The organism is Mucilaginibacter sp. UYNi724 (genome assembly GCF_054057495.1).
The window spans coordinates 66,214-82,521 of record NZ_JBSRZI010000007.1; the positions used below are offsets into that span (position 1 = coordinate 66,214).

Annotated in this window: 17 protein-coding genes and 1 pseudogene; 15 read left to right on the forward strand and 3 right to left on the reverse strand. The window is 44.2% G+C overall.

Annotated elements, in window-relative coordinates; genetic code table 11:
- Positions 1–21: 21 nt before the first annotated feature.
- The 15 genes and pseudogenes from ACVW0P_RS11950 to ACVW0P_RS12020 all read left to right on the forward strand — a co-directional run.
- Positions 22–1,020 (forward strand): 2Fe-2S iron-sulfur cluster-binding protein, encoded by a 999-nt coding sequence (locus tag ACVW0P_RS11950; protein WP_354426863.1) that lies wholly within the window; start codon positions 22–24, stop codon positions 1,018–1,020.
- The gene (nuoH, locus tag ACVW0P_RS11955; protein ID WP_354426862.1) at positions 1,020–2,054 is read left to right on the forward strand and encodes an NADH-quinone oxidoreductase subunit NuoH; all 1,035 of its coding nucleotides are present in this window, start codon (positions 1,020–1,022) and stop codon (positions 2,052–2,054) included. The genes ACVW0P_RS11950 and nuoH overlap by 1 nt, the downstream gene beginning before the upstream one ends.
- An 11-nt stretch (positions 2,055–2,065) precedes the next feature.
- Positions 2,066–2,563 carry a NuoI/complex I 23 kDa subunit family protein gene (locus ACVW0P_RS11960; protein ID WP_457132294.1) on the forward strand — a complete coding sequence of 166 codons (498 nt, stop codon included), beginning with the start codon at positions 2,066–2,068 and terminating at the stop codon, positions 2,561–2,563.
- A 60-nt stretch (positions 2,564–2,623) separates the two neighbouring features.
- The gene (locus tag ACVW0P_RS11965) at positions 2,624–3,133 is read left to right on the forward strand and encodes an NADH-quinone oxidoreductase subunit J family protein (RefSeq protein ID WP_354426860.1); all 510 of its coding nucleotides are present in this window, start codon (positions 2,624–2,626) and stop codon (positions 3,131–3,133) included.
- Positions 3,133–3,462, forward strand: coding sequence for an NADH-quinone oxidoreductase subunit NuoK (gene nuoK / locus ACVW0P_RS11970; protein ID WP_354426859.1), 330 nt, complete (start codon positions 3,133–3,135; stop codon positions 3,460–3,462). Before ACVW0P_RS11965 ends, nuoK begins: the two co-directional genes overlap by 1 nt.
- Before the next feature lie 103 nt (positions 3,463–3,565).
- Positions 3,566–5,470, forward strand: a complete 1,905-nt coding sequence (gene nuoL / locus ACVW0P_RS11975) for an NADH-quinone oxidoreductase subunit L (RefSeq protein WP_457132295.1) — start codon at positions 3,566–3,568, stop codon at positions 5,468–5,470.
- A 23-nt stretch (positions 5,471–5,493) separates the two neighbouring features.
- On the forward strand, positions 5,494–6,960 hold the full coding sequence (locus tag ACVW0P_RS11980) for a complex I subunit 4 family protein (protein WP_457132296.1): 1,467 nt from the start codon (positions 5,494–5,496) through the stop codon (positions 6,958–6,960).
- Positions 6,961–6,969: 9 nt separating this feature from the next.
- The gene (locus ACVW0P_RS11985) at positions 6,970–8,349 is read left to right on the forward strand and encodes an NADH-quinone oxidoreductase subunit N (protein WP_354426856.1); all 1,380 of its coding nucleotides are present in this window, start codon (positions 6,970–6,972) and stop codon (positions 8,347–8,349) included.
- A gap of 54 nt (positions 8,350–8,403) precedes the next feature.
- Positions 8,404–9,045: a DedA family protein gene (locus ACVW0P_RS11990; protein WP_354426855.1), complete on the forward strand. Its 642-nt coding sequence runs from the start codon at positions 8,404–8,406 to the stop codon at positions 9,043–9,045.
- Positions 9,046–9,058: 13 nt separating this feature from the next.
- Complete coding sequence (locus ACVW0P_RS11995) at positions 9,059–9,604, forward strand: inorganic diphosphatase (protein ID WP_354426854.1); 546 nt, start codon at positions 9,059–9,061, stop codon at positions 9,602–9,604.
- 8 nt (positions 9,605–9,612) lie between these two features.
- Positions 9,613–10,953, forward strand: a complete 1,341-nt coding sequence (locus ACVW0P_RS12000) for a hemolysin family protein (RefSeq protein ID WP_354426853.1) — start codon at positions 9,613–9,615, stop codon at positions 10,951–10,953.
- 87 nt (positions 10,954–11,040) lie between these two features.
- Positions 11,041–11,748 carry a 16S rRNA (uracil(1498)-N(3))-methyltransferase gene (locus ACVW0P_RS12005; protein ID WP_457132297.1) on the forward strand — a complete coding sequence of 236 codons (708 nt, stop codon included), beginning with the start codon at positions 11,041–11,043 and terminating at the stop codon, positions 11,746–11,748.
- Entirely contained in the window at positions 11,749–12,411 is a 663-nt protein-coding gene (locus tag ACVW0P_RS12010) for a DUF4159 domain-containing protein (RefSeq protein ID WP_457132298.1), read from the forward strand.
- Positions 12,412–12,510: 99 nt separating this feature from the next.
- Positions 12,511–13,008 (forward strand): biotin/lipoyl-containing protein, encoded by a 498-nt coding sequence (locus ACVW0P_RS12015; protein ID WP_457132299.1) that lies wholly within the window; start codon positions 12,511–12,513, stop codon positions 13,006–13,008.
- 293 nt (positions 13,009–13,301) lie between these two features.
- Positions 13,302–14,387, forward strand: a pseudogene (locus ACVW0P_RS12020) (thioredoxin fold domain-containing protein); the annotation flags it as partial.
- A gap of 5 nt (positions 14,388–14,392) precedes the next feature.
- Here the strand turns inward: ACVW0P_RS12020 and ACVW0P_RS12025 are convergent.
- The 3 genes from ACVW0P_RS12025 to ACVW0P_RS12035 all read right to left on the reverse strand — a co-directional run bounded on the left by ACVW0P_RS12025 (position 14,393) and on the right by ACVW0P_RS12035 (position 16,304).
- Positions 14,393–14,944: an NUDIX hydrolase gene (locus tag ACVW0P_RS12025; RefSeq protein ID WP_457132300.1), complete on the reverse strand. Its 552-nt coding sequence runs from the start codon at positions 14,942–14,944 to the stop codon at positions 14,393–14,395.
- 121 nt (positions 14,945–15,065) lie between these two features.
- Positions 15,066–15,860: a TPM domain-containing protein gene (locus tag ACVW0P_RS12030; RefSeq protein ID WP_457132301.1), complete on the reverse strand. Its 795-nt coding sequence runs from the start codon at positions 15,858–15,860 to the stop codon at positions 15,066–15,068.
- A 9-nt stretch (positions 15,861–15,869) separates the two neighbouring features.
- Positions 15,870–16,304, reverse strand: a complete 435-nt coding sequence (locus tag ACVW0P_RS12035) for a TPM domain-containing protein (protein ID WP_457132302.1) — start codon at positions 16,302–16,304, stop codon at positions 15,870–15,872.
- Positions 16,305–16,308: the final 4 nt, after the last annotated feature.

Consider the following 16,308-nt stretch of genomic DNA (forward strand, 5'->3'; position numbering starts at 1 on the left):
CTTTTTAATTTTGAATTATAAATGAAGGTAACGATAGACGGATTTCCTATTGAAGTAGAAGCCGGGACAAGCATCCTGAACGCCGCGAGGCTGATAGGTGGCGATATTGTCCCGCCTGCTATGTGCTATTACTCTAAGCTGGAAGGCACTGGCGGTAAATGCCGTACCTGTTTGGTGCAGGTAACCAAGGGTTCTGAAAAAGACCCGCGCCCTATGCCAAAGCTGGTAGCAAGCTGCCGTACTACGGTAATGGATGGTATGGAAGTGAAAAACATCACTTCGCCCGAAGTTATTGAGGCACGTAAAGGTGTGGTAGAGATGTTATTGATAAACCACCCTTTAGATTGCCCTGTGTGCGACCAGGCCGGTGAGTGCCACCTGCAAGACTTAGGTTACGAGCATGGCGCGGCGAAAACCCGTTACGAGTTTGACCGCCGTACGTTCGAGCGTATAGATATTGGCGATAAGATCCAACTGCACATGACGCGTTGCATCCTTTGTTACCGTTGTGTATTTGTTGCCGATCAGATAACCGATCACCGTATTCACGGGATCTTAAACCGTGGCGATCATTCAGAAATTTCAACTTACATCCAAAAAGCCGTTGATAACGATTTTTCTGGAAACGTAATTGACGTTTGCCCGGTAGGCGCGTTAACCGATAAAACCTTCCGTTTCAAAAACCGTGTTTGGTTCACTAAACCGGTAGAGGCGCATCGCGAATGCGAAAACCCGAAATGCTGCGGTAAAGTTACCTTATGGTATAAAGGCGAGGATGTTATCCGCGTAACCGCACGTAAAGACGAGTACGGAGAAGCAGAAGAATTTATTTGCAATACCTGCCGTTTTGATAAAAAGAAAACCAGTGACTGGGTGATAGAAGGCCCGCGTAAAGTATCGCACAAGTCTGTTATCAACTCCAACCACTATGATACGCTTAAACCATTGCCGGTTGTAAAAACCAATCAAGTGTTGATAGAAGCGAATAAAGTACAATTTGAAAGGGAGACACGCCTGTAATGGAATTAACAGACATTGCCATAAAATTTGGCCTCATCATTATTATATTCCTGATAAGCCTGGTGGTAGCCATGTATTCTACTTATGCCGAGCGTAAAATAGCGGCGTTTTTCCAGGATAGGAGAGGCCCTAACCGTGCAGGCCCGTTTGGTATGTTCCAACCACTGGCGGATGGTATGAAGATGTTCATGAAGGAAGAGATCATCCCAACCAACGCTACACCTTTCTTATTCATTGTTGGCCCTTCGTTAGCTATCCTTACCGCATGTATCGGTTCGGCGGTTATTCCGTGGGGGCAAAACCTGATAATTGGTGATAAAGTTATCCCGTTGCAGGTTACAGATATTAATGTAGGCATCCTTTATATATTCGGTGTGGTATCATTAGGCGTTTATGGCGTAATGATAGGTGGCTGGGCATCAAACAATAAATACTCCTTGTTGGGTGCTATCCGTGCGGCATCGCAAAATATAAGTTACGAAATTTCGATGGGGCTTTCTATCATTGCCCTGTTATTGGTTACCGGCACTTTAAGCCTTGGAGAAATAGCACAACAACAACACGGCTGGCACTGGAATGTGATCTATCAGCCGGTAGGTTTTATCCTGTTCCTGGTTTGCGCGTTTGCAGAAACCAACCGTACGCCGTTCGATTTGCCGGAGTGTGAAACCGAGCTGGTTGGTGGTTACCACACCGAGTACTCATCCATGAAGTTGGGTTTTTACCTTTTTGCAGAGTACATCAACATGTTCATATCATCGGCAGTAATGGCTACCTTATATTGGGGTGGTTACAATTATCCGGGTATGGACTGGGTTACCGCGCATGTTGGCCCTGTTATAGGCCCGCTTATTGGTACCGCGGTTTTCTTCGCTAAAATATTTCTGTTCATCTTCTTCTTTATGTGGGTACGCTGGACTATCCCGCGTTTCCGTTACGATCAGTTGATGGACCTGGGCTGGAAGATACTGATACCTTTAGCTATAGCTAATATTGTTGTCACAGGTATTGTTATTACTTTTTTAAATAGATAGGGGTTATTTCAATGGAATCATTAAGTAATAAAAAGAAGCAACTAACGGTAAAGCCGCTCAATTTTTGGGAGAGGGCTTACCTGCCTGCTATTGTGAGCGGCCTGGCCATCACCATGAAGCACTTCTTTAAAAAACCGGTTACTATTGCCTACCCCGATGAGAAACGCGAATTCTCTGAAAACTACAGGGGCCTGCACTCGCTTAAACGCGACGAAAACGGTGCCGAACGTTGTACAGCTTGCGGCCTTTGCGCGCTATCATGCCCTGCAGAAGCTATTACCATGCAAGCAGCAGAACGCCAGAAAGGTGAAGAGAGTTTATACCGCGAAGAAAAATATGCTGCAGTTTACGAGATAAACATGCTACGTTGCATTTTTTGCGGCTTATGCGAAGAGGCTTGCCCTAAAGAAGCGATTTACCTGGATGGTGACATTGTACCGTCTGATTACCTGCGGAAAGATTTTATTTACGGTAAAGACAAATTAGTAGAGGCACCTTTAAATCAATAACCAAAGTTTTATACCTTTGCCCAACCTTATTACGGGCAAAAGTATTTTGTAAATATAAACATGAGTACATTTTACTTCATCGCGTTTTTATCCATATTTTTTTCGATACTGGTTATCTCTGCAAAAAACCCGGTGCATAGCATACTGTACCTTATACTTACCTTTTTTACCTTCACCATTCACTATATATTGATGAACGCCCAGTTTTTGGCAATCGTGAATTTTATAGTTTACATGGGTGCCATATTGGTGCTGTTCCTGTACACGCTGATGCTGATAAACCTGAACAAGGAGAGCGAACCTGTTAAACCATTTATGGTAAAGATAGCCGCGGTATTTGGCGGTGGCATATTGGCCGTAGCGCTGATATCGTCCCTAAAATCATTAGGCGTGTCTGACCCGGTAGTGTTAAAGAACCCCGAGCTTGGCTTGGTGAAAAACCTTGGTAAAGTATTATTCCACGAATTTTTGTTACCGTTCGAGGTATCGTCTGTATTGCTGTTATCGGCAATGGTAGGTGCGGTACTGCTGGCAACAAAAGACCCTAAAGAACCAAAAGCAACCATCTGATGGAAAGTTTAAACCAAACCATTCAAGCGGTTCCGCTTAACCACTACATTTTATTAAGCGCTATCATATTTTCGATAGGTGTAATGGGTGTTTTATTACGCCGGAACGCTATTGTAATATTTATGTCTGTCGAGCTGATGCTTAACTCGGTTAACCTGCTGCTAACCGCGTTCTCGGTTTACCGTGGCGATGCGGCCGGGCAAGTATTTGTATTTTTTATTATGGCCCTGGCCGCTGCAGAAGTTGCAGTAGGGCTTGCTATAATAGTAATGATATACCGCAACACCAACTCTATAGATATTAACGTATTGAACAGGTTGAAGTGGTAAAATAACAGCCCCCCAACCCCCTGAAGGGGGAGTAGGAGAGCATTTAATTATTAAAAAAACAACTTCTGTTCCCCCTTTAGGGGGTTAGGGGGCAAAGATTTATATGGACAATTTGATCTGGCTTATTCCTGTACTACCCTTAGCCGGTTTCGTTATAAACGGACTGGGGCGTAATACCCTGTCTAAAGGTATTATCGGTGCTATCGGTAGCTTATTGGTATTGGTTGCATTTGGTTTAAGTGTTGCTACTTTCTTCCAGATAAAAAACTCGGGCGTGCCGGTTGAGGTAATGCTGTTCGACTGGATCTCGGTTGGTAGCTTCCATATTCCGTTCGCGTTCCTGATAGACCAGTTAAGCTCCATTATGCTGCTGATCATCACCGGGGTGGGTTTCCTGATCCACTTATATTCGGTAGGTTACATGCATGATGATAAGGGTTTTGGTAAGTTCTTCGCTTATTTAAACCTGTTCGTTTTCTTCATGCTGCTGCTGGTAATGGGCAGCAATTACGTGGTAATGTTTATCGGTTGGGAAGGCGTTGGTTTGTGCTCATACCTGCTTATCGGTTTCTGGTACACCAACCCAAGCTATGCCGATGCCGCTAAGAAGGCATTTATCATGAACCGTATTGGCGACCTCGGCTTTTTGCTGGGCATCTTCCTGCTGGTAAATACATTCGGCAGTACAAACTTTGCAGATATTTTCCCTAAAGCACCGGAGGCGGTTGCTGCAGGTGCCCCAATAGTATTAATTACGCTATTGTTATTTGTAGGTGCAGTTGGTAAATCGGCACAGTTGCCGTTGTTTACCTGGTTACCGGATGCAATGGCCGGCCCAACCCCGGTCTCAGCACTGATCCACGCGGCAACGATGGTTACGGCAGGTATCTATATGATAGCCCGCTCTAACATTCTGTTCACCCTTGCGCCGGATACGATGGAAGTGATTGCCATCATCGGTTTAGCTACCGCGGCTTTTGCGGCTTTAATTGCGCTTACACAAACAGATATCAAGAAAGTACTGGCTTATTCTACCGTATCGCAATTAGGTTATATGTTTTTAGGCCTGGGCGTTGGTGCTTATACCGGGGCATTCTTCCATGTACTTACACACGCTTTCTTTAAAGCATTGTTATTCCTGGGGGCAGGTTCTGTTATCCACGCCATGAGCGGGGAGCAGGACATGCGCAAAATGGGCGGATTAAAAGGTAAGATCAAGATCACCTTTATTACCATGCTGGTTGGTACAATTGCTATAGCGGGTATCCCTCCGTTTTCGGGTTTCTTTTCAAAAGACGAAATTTTGGCCGCGGCCTTTGCACATAGTACAACGTTTTATGTAGTGGGTGTTATCACCGCAGGGTTAACTTCGTTCTATATGTTCAGGATGATGTATCTTACCTTCTGGGGTAAGTTCCGCGGGACGCATGAGCAGGAACACCACGTGCACGAGTCGCCTGCAAATATGACCATCCCGTTGATCGTGCTGGCTATATTATCTGCCGTTGCAGGTATGATAGGTGTACCGGCAGTAATGGGCGGTCACCACGAATTAGGCGCTTACCTTGCGCCTGTATTTGAAGCATCACATAAAATACTTGGCGAGCACGAACTAAGCCATAATACAGAATGGATCCTGATGGGCGCATCTGTATTGATCGCGTTATTGGCGATGGGCTATGCCTACAACAAATACGTGAGCGGCTCGCATGTGCCGGTGTCTGACGAAGAAGAACGCCCTGCATTGGCAAACCTATCTTACCATAAATTCTATATCGACGAATTGTATGATAAGGTCATCCGCAGGCCTTTGGATGCCATATCGGTGTTCTTTTACAAAGTGGTTGAACTGTTAGGCGTAGACGGGTTTGTAAATGGTTTGGGTAAAGGCACATTGGAGACAAGTAAAGGCCTGCGCCTGTTACAAACAGGTAATGTGGGTTTCTACATATTTATGATGGTGGTGGGCATTATTGCCATTTTGGTGTACAGTTTATTTAAAATATAAGCGCTAAGCGCTTACCCTATAAAATGACGGTTAGTATTTTACTTTTTTTACCGGTTTTGGCAGCACTGTTGGTGTTGCTGGTTAAGAACGAAGTTGCAAAGCACGCTGCATTATTTTTTGCTGTGATAGAGCTTGGCTTAGCCGGTTATTTCCTTGCGGGTTTTGTGCCAGATGCATCTGTACAATACGGGTTAGACCTGCCGTGGATCCCGCAAATGGGTGTCTACTTTAAGGCAGGTATAGATGGCATCAGTATGGTGATGGTTTTATTGACCACTGTGCTTGTTCCGCTTATTATCCTTACCACTTACAAACACGAGTATAAAAACGCTAAAGCGTTTTACGCGCTTATCCTGTTTATGCAGGCAGGTTTATTAACCGTGTTTACCGCGCTGGATGGTTTCTTGTTCTACGTAGGATGGGAAGCAGCATTGATCCCTATTTATTTTATTTGCGCGTTATGGGGCGGCGAGAACCGCATCCGTATCAACATCAAATTTTTCATTTATACATTTGCAGGCTCGTTGTTTATGCTGTTGGGTATCATTTACCTGTACCTGCAAACACCGGGCAAGCTATACGATATTAACGGTTTTTACAATTTAAGCCTGACGCTAACACAGCAATCATGGGTTTTCTGGGCGTTCTTCATCGCGTTTGCCATTAAGATGCCTTTGTTCCCGTTCCATACCTGGCAGCCGGATACTTACACCGAAGCACCATCGGCAGGTACCATGATGTTATCGGGTATTATGTTAAAAATGGGTATCTATGGCGTTATCCGCTGGTTGATCCCGAATGCGCCCGCAGGCTTCCTGCAATGGCAAAACCTGGTCATGATATTATCTGTTGTTGGTATTGTTTACGCGTCGCTGATAGCATTCAATCAAAAAGACGGTAAGCGTTTGGTTGCTTACTCCTCCATTGCTCACGTTGGCCTTATCGCAGCCGGCATCTTCGCGTGGACAACGCAAGGGGTACAAGGCGCAATGATCCAGATGCTTAGTCACGGTATCAATGTGGTAGGTATGTTCTTTATCTGGGATATCATCGGCCGCCGTTTAAATACCCGCGATATTAGCCAAATGGGCGGTATTGCCAAAGTAGCGCCTAATTTTTCTATCGCATTTTTAATTATCCTTTTAGGAACGGTAGCCCTGCCATTAACAAATGGTTTTGTGGGTGAGTTTTTGTTACTAAAAGGGGTTTACAACTATAATATTTGGTTTGCCGCGGTTGCCGGTTTAACTATCATATTCGGCGCGGTTTACATGCTGCGTATGTACAAAAATGTAATGCAGGGCGAAACCAACGAATTAACCATCACCTTTACTGATATAGCCGGTTCAGAAAAATTGGTACTTGGTATAATTTGCGTGCTGATCATCGGCATTGGTGTATATCCGCAACCTATCCTGCATATCTCAGAAGCTGCGGTTACCAATTTGGTAAACACAGTAAGCGCAAAATTTAACAACGGAGGCTTTTAGAATTTATATATGACTACGCTAATAATCATATCTGTTTTACCCATCGTAATTTTATACCTGGGTTTATATAAAGTTCAGAAAGCTTTATTGCCGGTAACCGTAATTGGTTTGCTGGTAGCTTTAGGTGCAGCCGTTGCACAATGGAACGACAACGCTGTGCCAATTTACAGCGGCATGATGTTGTTTAACAATTTCTCTGTCGCGTTTTCGGTAGTAAGCATCGTCTCCACCATTTTGATCTTGCTTTTATCTAAAGGATACTTTGAGAAAATAAGCAACCACATTGCAGAGTACTATGCCATCATCCTATTCTCGTTGGCAGGGATCATCGTAATGGTATCATACCATAATTTGGTGATGATGTTTATCGGTATCGAGATCATGTCGGTAAGCTTATACATCCTTGCGGGGATCCGTAAAAGCGATTTCGCGTCAAATGAGGCCGCTTTAAAGTACTTTTTGATGGGTGCTTTTTCAACAGGTTTCCTGTTATTTGGTATCACCTTGCTATACGGTTCTTCAGGTTCTTTCGACCTGGATATGATCCGCGAATGGGTAGTTACCCATCCCCGTAATATCGACCCGATGTTTTATACAGGTATCCTGCTGGTAATCGTGGGCCTATGCTTCAAGGTAGGCGCTGCACCGTTCCATTTCTGGACGCCGGATGTTTACGAAGGTGCACCTTCGCTGATCACCCTGTTCATGTCTACCGTGGTTAAGGTAGCGGGTTTTGCGGCATTCCTGCGTTTATTCGCGGCTTGTTTCTCAACCATCGCCGCCTTTTGGACACCCGTGTTACTGGCTATTACCATCGCTACTTTGTTTATAGGTAACATAACAGCCCTATATCAACAAAGCTTTAAACGTATGATGGCTTTTTCGAGCATATCACATGCGGGCTACCTGTTGTTTGCTATTGTAGCTTTAGGTGCTGGTTCGGCTAATTCGGTATTTGTGTATGCTACGGCTTATTCTATCGCTTCTATCATCGCCTTTGGTGCATTGATACTGGTAAGGCAGCAAACTGGCAGCGATAACTTTGAAGGATTTAACGGCTTGGCTAAGAAAAATCCTTTCCTGGCATTGGTACTTACCGTGAGCATGTTATCATTAGCGGGCATCCCGTTAACGGCCGGCTTTATTGGCAAATTTTTTATGTTTACCGGTGCTTTGGCACAATACAATACCTGGTTGGTAATAGTTGCGGTGGTTAACGCCATCATCAGCATCTTTTACTATTTCAGGGTTATTATAGCCATGTATTTCCGCAATGCAGAACGTGCCGAGGTTGAAGTACCCGCTTACTATAAGTTTGTATTAGGCTTTTCTGCCATTGCAACCATCGTTATCGGCGTTTATCCGTCATTTATATCTGCCCTTATTTAATAAGGTACGTAACTACAATTTGATTTAATATTTGTAGTTTTACGGATATAGTTAATGGAAAACTTTTGGGAATACCTTCAAAATTTAACCGACGCACAGTCTATTTTAAGCAGTGGGGGCTTTTACCTGTTGCTTATTGTGATATATGCTGAGACGGGTTTGTTTTTTGGTTTCTTCTTACCCGGCGATTATTTGCTGTTCCTGGCGGGGTTGTTAAGCGCGGCAGGTATCATCCATGTCCCTATTTACACACTGGTACTTTCTTTGATAGCAGCTGGCATTTTGGGTAATTACACAGGTTATTGGTTTGGCTACCGAACGGGGCCTGTACTGTTCAGCAAGAACGATTCCTTCTTTTTTAAGAAGCGTTATATAGTAGTCGCCGAAGAGTTTTACGCCAAATACGGCGGCATGGCTTTGATTTTAGGCAGATTTTTCCCGATAGTTAGAACTTTTGCCCCTATATTTGCAGGTGTTGTAAAAGTTGACTTTAAAAAATTTACCATTTACAACATAATTGGGAGCGTTGCCTGGGTAACAACATTAACCTTAGCGGGTTATTTTTTGGGCAGGCGGTTCCCCGACTTAAAAGATTACCTGCAGTATATTGTACTGGGGTTAATAATAATTACAACAATTCCGCTGATTATTGCTTTTGTGAAAAGACAATACGCAAAATCAAAAGACGTAAATTAATATATACAGATACATGAGCACACAACATCCCTGGCATCAGGTTTCACCGGGTGATAATATTCCTGAGATAGTAAACGCGATAATTGAGATACCAAAAGGTTCTAAAGCAAAATACGAGATAGACAAAGAGTCGGGCTTGTTAAAGCTGGACAGGGTTTTATTTTCGTCGGTAATGTACCCGGCCAACTACGGTTTTATCCCGCAAACTTATTGCGATGATAATGACCCTTTGGATATCCTGGTGCTTTGTTCAACAGACGTTTTCCCGATGTCTATCATCGAAGCGAAAGTAGTAGGCGTTATGCACATGGTTGATAACGGCGAACAGGATGATAAGATCATCGCGGTAGCAAAAAACGACATGTCGGTCAATTACATTAACGACCTTGCCGAACTGCCGCCACACGCTATGAAAGAGATAGTACGCTTTTTTAGCGATTATAAAATACTGGAGGGTAAAAACGTAACCATTGAGCACTTGCTGGGTGTACGTTACGCGCACAAAGTGATACAAGAGGGTTTAGACCTTTATAAGTCTACCTTCCCCGATAACAAATAAAACAATAAATGGACCCCGGACCTTACGAAATTAATGCCTTCTATATTTTCCTTACCATATTTCTGGTATTGCTAAACGGATTTTTCGTGGCAGCAGAATTTGCCATGGTGAGGGTGCGGGGCTCGCAAATTGAAATCAAAGCCAAATCTGGCAGCGGTGTAGCTAAAGTTGCAAGGGGCATTTTACATAATTTAGATGGTTACCTGGCTGCCACGCAGCTCGGTATCACTATTGCATCACTGGGCCTGGGTGTTGTGGGCGAGGGCGTTGTTACGAACATTGTACTGCGCGCTTTTCTGGCTTTAGGCATCACGCTTACGCCGGGCTTTGTCACCGCAAGCCATGTACTTTCGTTTGTAGCTATAACGGTTTTGCACATTGTATTTGGCGAACTTGCTCCAAAATCATTAGCGATCCAAAAATCGGTACGTACTACGCTGGCGGTTTCGTTACCGTTAAGGGCGTTTTTTATTGCAGCCAGGCCATTTATATGGGTGTTAAATGGCTTTGCAAATTTTATCCTGAAGTTATTTGGTATAACCACTTTAGAAGGCGGCGAAGCACATCACTCATCAGAAGAATTACAGTACCTGCTTGAACAAGGCAAGGAGACCGGCGCATTGGATTCAAACGAGCACGAATTGATTCAAAATGTGTTTGATTTTAATGAGCGCGTGGTAAAGAATATTATGGTGCCACGTACCAAGATATCGGGCATTGAGCTTGATACCAGTAAGGAAGTGCTTTTAGAAATATTGATCACTGAAGGATACTCGCGCATGCCGGTATTTGATGAAGTGATAGATAAAATTGTTGGTATTGTACACGCTAAAGATATTTTGCCACTGCTGGCCCGTGGTGAACAAATTGTATTGAAAGATATTATCCGCAAGCCATATTTTATCCCCGAAACCAAAAAGATAAACGACCTGATGGCCGAGTTACAGCAAAAGCGCATCCAGATAGCAATTGTATCTGATGAGTTTGGTGGTACTGCCGGGATGGTTACGCTGGAAGATATTGTAGAAGAATTGGTTGGTGAGATCCAGGATGAATTTGACGAAGAGAAACCAATTGTTGAGAAATTGAACGACCGTGAATTTGTGGTTAATGCGCTTGCACCGATATACGATGTGAATGAGCATCTGCCGCACGACCTGCCCGAGGATGGCGATTTTGATACCGTATCCGGGTGGTTGGGCCACATTTTTGGTAAGATCCCTGATGTAGGCGAGCAAAAAGAAAGTAATGGCTACAACATCACTGTACTAAAAAAATCTGACCAGAACATCGAATCTGTAAAACTGGAGTTGCTTATTAACGAAGAGGACGCCGTAGATTTACATTAATGGCCAGTACCAAGTAGTTTGTATCACGACCTGGATATGCTATTTCTAAAAATCTTGATACTAACTACCTGATACTAAAAAAGGAACATGCAGCTTTTTTATACGTCGGATATCGACCCAACTTTCTCGCAATACTTTTTAAGCGAAGATGAAAGTAAACATGCCGTGCGTGTATTGCGCCTTAACGTTGGCGATGACGTTACACTTATAGATGGCAAAGGCGGCTTATACAAAGCTGAAATAAAAGATGCCCACCCCAAGCGGACCATCCTTCAAATAAATTCGGTTGCCACCGGGTTTAACAAACGCAACCATTACCTGCACATCGCTATAGCACCTACCAAAAATTTGGACAGGATGGAGTGGTTTTTGGAGAAAGCTACCGAGATTGGTATCGATGAGATCTCGCTCATCATCTGCCAGCGGTCCGAACGTAAAGAAGCCAAGGTGGAACGCTTGGATAAGATCATTACATCAGCTATTAAGCAATCCATTAAGGCGTATCACCCGGTGCTGAATGCCCCTGTTTCGTTAAGCCAATTTTTGAAGCAGCCGTTTAACGGACAAAAATTTATAGCACACTGCGATGGTGGGGAAAAGGCAGAACTGGCACAATCTATAGAGAAACAAAACCGTTATTTGATACTGATAGGCCCCGAAGGTGATTTTAGTCCGGCCGAAGTGGATGCCGCTTTGCAGAACGGATATAAAGCCATAACTTTAGGAGAAAGCCGCCTGCGTACCGAAACAGCCGCCCTTGAAGCCTGCTTTGAGGTGAATTTTTTGAACCGATAAATGAGAAGATCCATTTTTGTTGCCACCGCTATTGGCCTGATGTTTTGCATCAGCAGCTTTACAGCGCCGTCATACAAAATGGGCAGGCTAAAATATAACGGAGGCGGCGATTGGTATGGCGACCGTACCGCACTGGTAAACCTCATCAAATTTTGTAACGATAACCTAAAGACCAACTTTATGCCCGAGGAAGAAGTGGTTGAGGTGGGCAGCGACCAGATTTATAATTACCCCTTCGTATTTATGACCGGCCACGGCAACGTAATCTTTAGCGACCAGGAGGCACGCAACCTGCGCAAGTATTTAACTGGCGGTGGTTTTTTGCATATCGATGATAACTACGGGTTTGATAAATTCATTCGCCCGCAAATGAAAAAGGTATTCCCCGAATTAGATTTCGTGGAACTGCCAGCCAATTACGCCATCTATCACCAGAAATTTAGTTTCCCTAATGGGTTGCCTAAGATCCACGAACACGATGGTAAACGCCCGCAAGGCTTTGGCCTTGTTTACAAAGGCCGCCTGATATGTTTTTACAGTTTTGAGTGTGATTTAGGAAACGGCTGGGAAGATTATGGCACGTATGCCGGCGACAGCCAGGATGCGCGTTTAAAAGCGCTTAAAATGGGTGCAAACCTTATCCAATATATTTTTACCAAATAGAGCAGGTATTCTTTTTAATTCTTAAGTTCCAAAGACGGCGGAGCCTTCTTGAGAGCCATAACAAAATAATTAACTTCGAAAACTTACGGTTCAGACGATATGTACAAAATAAAGGTTAATACGAAGCACGATTTTGAGGTAGAAAAAAAAGCCGATGCGCTAACCGTTAACGGCGAAGCCATCGATGCCGATATACAGCAACTGAATGATCTGTTGTATCATGTAATAAACAACTATGGATCATACAACGCCGAAGTAGTAAGCTTTGACCGCGAAGCAAAAACTGCCGAGATAAAGGTGAACAACAATATTTACAAAGTTGCGGCTAAAGATCAGTTTGATGTACTGCTGGACAAAATGGGCTTAAGCAACCTCATGACCGCCAAAGTGAGCGAGATAAAAGCGCCTATGCCCGGCATGGTATTAAAAGTACTGGTAGAAGAAGGCGCCGAGATTAAAAAAGGCGACAACCTGTTTGTGCTGGAAGCCATGAAGATGGAAAACATCATCAAGGCCCCTGCAGATGTAACCATTAAAACCATCAAAATAAAGCCCGGCGATAAAGTTGAAAAAGGACAGATATTAATGATATTCTAATCGCCCCTAAAAAACGTTAAGCCACATCAAATTTTGTTGTGGCTTTTTTGTTACTGTTATTACATCTCTATAATTTTGATAAATTAATGATTAGACAAATTATATTTTGATTTGCGAATTGTGTTGGTTAATTTGCATTGTCTACCTAAAGCGTTGCCAACATGAAAACCATCATCTTAACCGCGTTCATCTGCCTCGTGCTATCTACAGCCAACGGGCAGGAAAAAGGAATAAACTTTCAGACCAAACTAACCTGGGCACAGGTAAAGGAAAAGGCTTAAAAAGAGAATAAGTACATTTTTGTAGATTGCTATACCACCTGGTGTGTGCCATGCAAGGTGATGGCGAAAGATGTATTTACCAAGCCCGAAGTCTTGAAATTTTTCAATGAAAAATTTGTGAGTGTGGCACTGCAGTTTGATGAAACCAAAAAGGCCGATGCTTATACCAAAAGCTGGCGCGCCGAAGTACAATGGATAGGGACAGAATACAAGGTAAATGCTTATCCAACCTACTTGTTCTTTAATCCCGATGGGGCTTTGGTACATAGTATAATTGGCGGCTCGGACGCTGCAACATTTCTTGAAAAAGCGAAGGCGGCTTTAAACCCGGCAAGCCAGCTGGTAAACCTTAAAAAGCAATATGCCGATGGCAACCGCTCGCCCGAATTTATGTTAACGTTTATAAAAGCACTTGGTATGGCTTGGGACGGGCAAACGGCCGACGTGATCAACGTTTATCTGCCAACACAAAAAGATCTGCTTACGCGGGAAAACTTACAGCTGATTTACCAGGCTACTAAAAGCTCTGCCGACCCGGGCTTTAAAATAATACGTGAGCATAGCAAGGAATTTGACGCCGTAAACGGCCCCGGTGTAAGCGCGCGCGTTAATAACGGCGGCATGTATTTTTATACAGGCGAGATAAATAAAAACGTAGATTGGGTGGCGGTAAAAGCAAAACTAAAAGCAGGCTACCCGGATTTGGCCGATGATATATTTGCCACCTCCAGGTTATCCTATTTGCGCGATCGTGAGGACTGGCCAACTTATGTTACCGAGGCCAACGCCTATGCGGATAAATACAACGACACAGAACATGCCGACCAGATAGACACTTTTGCCAATTATATTTACCTTTTTACAGATGATAAAAAGTGCCTGGAAGGTAGCTTAAATTTAACCAGAAAAGTACTTGCCATTGATGGGCCTAAAAAAGACTGGTACCTGATAATGTATGCCAATCTACTCGACAAGACCGGTAAAAAGGACGAAGCCCTCGCAATAGCCGCCGATGGTATAAAACGCCTTGGCGATAAAGCCTATGGGTTTAAAGAATTACAGGACCGGTTAACCAAAAAGGAAACCGCGCAGCAATAGCAGCCCTAACTTAACTCGCCTAACTTCATTAAGGCATAAAATAGCCCGGTGCAATGTAAGGCCTGGGCTATTTTATTTTCGGCCAGCAACTGTTTCACTTCGGCAATGGTATATTCTTCTACCACGATGCGTTCGTGCTCGTCAAGCTGTTGTTCCTGTACTTTTTTACCGCCTTTTGCCAGGTAGCAAAAGGTTTTGTTATTTGCGGTAGATGGATTGGCGTACACGGTGCTGATCAGTTCTACCTCATCGAATTGGTAGCCGGTTTCTTCCAGTAACTCGCGGCGCAGTCCTTCTTCCGGGTTCTCACCCTCCTCAATTACCCCACCGGGGATCTCAAGCGATACGATATTGGCGGCATGCCTGTACTGGCGCACCATTAATATCTTATTATCCTCGGTTATAGCAACTGCGTTGGCCCAGTTAGGATATTCTAATACATAGTATTCGTCCACAATAGTGCCGTCGGGCATTTCGCATTTGTCGCTTCGCAGCGTGGCCCACGGGCCTTTATGGATATAGTGTGATGAAAGGATTGTCCAGTTAAGTTCGGTCATGATATAAACATATGGGTCATGTTATAAAAAAGAGACGCGTTTAATGCGTCTCTTTGATAAATTTAAAGGTATAAAAAACTTGGTTTTAGGATTTAACACTTAGGTTTAGCGTTTAAAACGCTTACCAACTACCGCTGCTTCCGCCGCCCCCGCCGCTCCCACCGCCAAAGCCGCCGAAACCACCACCGCCACCGCCTCCGCCACCTCCGGAGAAACCTCCCCAGTCGCTGCCGCTGCTCCGGCCGCTGCCACCAAGCATGCTGCCTGCCAAAAACCACCAGAACGGACTCGCGCCGCCGCGGCCGCCAATAATACGGCCACCGCCGCCACCGCCACGTTTGCTGAAAATAATGATCAGTACTACTACAACGACGATCACAATAAACCCTATCGGGCTGCCATCGCCTTTGCGTTTAACTGCCCTGGCGTCGGCTTTGTATTCGCCACGCATCGCTTTGATAATATCGTCTGTAGCGGCATCCAATCCGCCATAATAATCATCAGCCTTAAAACGGGGCTTCATGTCGTTTTGGATGATCTGTTGGGTGGTAATATCGGGCAATGCACCTTCAGCACCGTAGCCTGTTTGGATAGCCATCTTGCGGTCGTCAATGGCTACCAGAACCAAAACACCATTGTTTTTTTCTTTTGTACCGATGCCCCATTTCCTTAATAACTCAACACCGTATTGGTTAATATCGTAATCCTTAGTGGTTTTAATAATTACAACCGCAATTTGGGTACTGGTAGAATCGTTGTAGGCATTAAGCTTATCTTCAAGTTTAATCTTATCAGATGCCGAAAGGGTATTAGTGTAGTCGGTAACTAATGTGCCCGACTTTTCAGGAATATCCTGAGTGAAGGCTGTACTGATACAAAGCATCAGCCCAAGCCATAGAATTGTTTTCTTTAACATCAGTTGTTGTTAATTGCCATCCATAAAGGCGATATCATCGGGCAGTTCGTTCTTGTCGTTAAGCAGGTGCGGGAAGTATCTTTGCAGATGCTCGCCTGCCTCTTTTATCCCCGTGATGATGCCTTCTACCAGGTTGCCATATTTAAAATGGTTGAGCATACTTTCTTTTGTGGTGTCCCAAAAATCGGCAGGGACAACACTGTTTATACCGGCATCGCCAATAATAGCGAACTTACGGTCAACCGTGGCTACGTAAATAAGTACCCCGTTGCGCAGCTTGGTTTTGTGCATTTCCAGTTTGGCGAAGTATTTAGCGGCACGGTCGAGCGGGTCGTCGCTGCAAGTTTTTTCCATGCAAACACGCACTTCGCCGCTGGTGTTCTTTTCGGCATCGGCAACAGCTTGCTGTATGCGTTGTTGCTCGTCTTCGGTAAATACGGCCATTGGT